Annotated in this window: 2 protein-coding genes; both read left to right on the plus strand. The window is 40.5% G+C overall.

Features of this window, described 5'->3' with window-relative positions:
• Positions 1-138: 138 nt before the first annotated feature.
• Entirely contained in the window at positions 139-993 is an 855-nt protein-coding gene (locus AB4589_RS20320; RefSeq protein ID WP_017101256.1) for an EamA family transporter, read from the plus strand.
• Positions 994-1,402: 409 nt separating this feature from the next.
• Positions 1,403-2,219, plus strand: an 817-nt coding sequence (locus AB4589_RS20325) for an Rpn family recombination-promoting nuclease/putative transposase (protein ID WP_372101577.1), incomplete at its 3' end; no start/stop codon positions are given.

Genomic DNA, 2,219 nt, shown 5'->3' on the forward strand with positions numbered 1-2,219 from the left:
CGTCATTCCAAATGTCATAGCTAAAATTGAAACTGATTATAATCACGTTGCTATTACTAAAGGAGAAGAGAGTAGCCCCAATAACCGAAAACTATTTGAACTCATAAAATGCAAGACCTCGATTCACATTGAGAAACAATGATAAGTTCCTACACTATATTAGCTCTAGCTATGACTTTAAGTTCATTAGACAAATGGATTTCACGAGTCTTTCTTAAGAAAAATCCTTTATGTAATGAATATTTACTAGCCTATCAAATCACATGCAGTTTACTCGCTGCTCTGTTTGTTATCTTCGAAATCGAACAAATCCCTACAAAATTCGACAATACAAGTGAACTTTGGGAGCTGTTGCTTTTAAGTATATTCAGTGTTTTCTCATGGCTTGGGTTTGCGTACTCAACCTTTAGGGCTCGTGCTTCAATTGAATTAGGCGTTGTCTCGATAATCTCTAAAACAAAGATCATTTGGAGTGCTCTGTTCGGGGTTAGCTTTTTAAATGAGACACTGACTTTCCTTCAAATGACTGGCGTTATACTGATACTTGTCGCTTCACTGCTCATCAGCACAAGTAACAACATGAATCTTCTTTTTTCAAACAATCTACACGCGTGGCTCGCGCCAATCTTTCTCACTCTAGCCATTGGTTTTGATAAAGTACTTACGTTGTACTTACCTACTAGCGTTATCCTTTTTATCGGTTTTTCTGGAACCGCTTTTTTGACGCCTCTACTATTTAAAGTTCATTATAGGTTAATCAAAAAAGTTCTATTTAACGCCGTAATAACAGCCACTTGCGGAACAGCAAGCTACTATTTTCTCTTAAAAGTGCTTAACACTAGCGCTTTTAGTTTAGTCATGGTTTTATTCCAAGGAGCCTTCATCCTCGATATTCTTTTTGGTTACTTCTTTTTAAAAGAGCGCACGAACCTTAAAACGAAAATAGTCTCTTGTTTACTCGCTACCCTTGGTATTTTGACTTTGGCTTCATAACGTACACTTATTTACAGAACTCCAAGTGTGACTCCCCAAAACACAAACTTCACCAAAAAACCTAATCTTAAAATTTGATGACTTTAAAACATCCCCGAGCGATACATGTTAGTCAATTAACCATTGTTGTTACAGCGTTTATAGCATATAAATCTCGCTGTAGAAAAAGGCCTAATTGAGAGGGGCTTTCTACTACAAACCTAATCGATTAATAGAGTTTTGTTAGAAAGCCTACTTAATGTTAGGCGTGGCTAACTATTGTTGCACTCTGCTCTCATTTTACACTCCCCCGTCAACCTCCCTTGGGAATCACATTAAATAATCTAAATTGATGCGTGAGCAGAAATTAAGCTAGCGCAGAATCCCTATCGTGATACTGATTTAACTCATTTGGTGTTAGGATAATAAAATGAAAAAGACCACGCCAACCCCACATGATGCCCTCTTTAAGCAGTTTCTCACTCATCCAGAAACCGCTAAGGACTTATTGGATATTCACCTGCCTGCTGAGCTGCGTGAAATCTGTGATTTGACGACCCTAAAACTCGAATCAGGCAGCTTTATTGAAGAAAGTTTACGGCCTTACTATTCGGATGTCCTTTATTCTCTTACAACGTCTCAGGGGGAAGGTTACGTCTACGCGTTAATCGAGCACCAGAGTCGACCAGATAAACACATGGCATTCAGACTAATGCGTTACGCTATCGCCGCCATGCAGCAACATATTGAAGCTGGCCATGAGCGCTTACCTCTGGTGATCCCGTTGCAGTTTTACCATGGTAAGGTCTCGCCCTACCCGTATGAGATGAATTGGTTAAAAGGGTTCGTTAACCCTCTTATAGCTAAAGCGCTCTATACTCAAGATTTTCCATTAGTCGATGTCACGGTCATCTCCGATGATGAGATAATGCAGCATCGCCGCATCGCATTGCTTGAGCTTGTCCAAAAGCACGCAAGGCATCGGGATATCATGGATTTCTTTGAGCCTCTGGTCACATTGCTCTTAACCGATTACACTACAGATAAGCAAGTACAGTCATTGATGAGCTACTTACTCCAAGTGGGTGAAACGAACAACCTAGAGGCGTTAATTACGTCACTAGCCTCATCAGTACCGAAACACGAGGACACACTTATGACTATTGCAGAACAATTGCGCCAACAAGGCGAGCAACGTGGCCGCCAAGAAGGACGTCAAGAAGGACGTCAAGAAGGACGCCAAGAAG

Origin of the sequence: Vibrio sp. 10N.222.49.A3 (assembly GCF_041475145.1) — a bacterium.
Lineage (GTDB): Bacteria > Pseudomonadota > Gammaproteobacteria > Enterobacterales > Vibrionaceae > Vibrio > Vibrio tasmaniensis_A.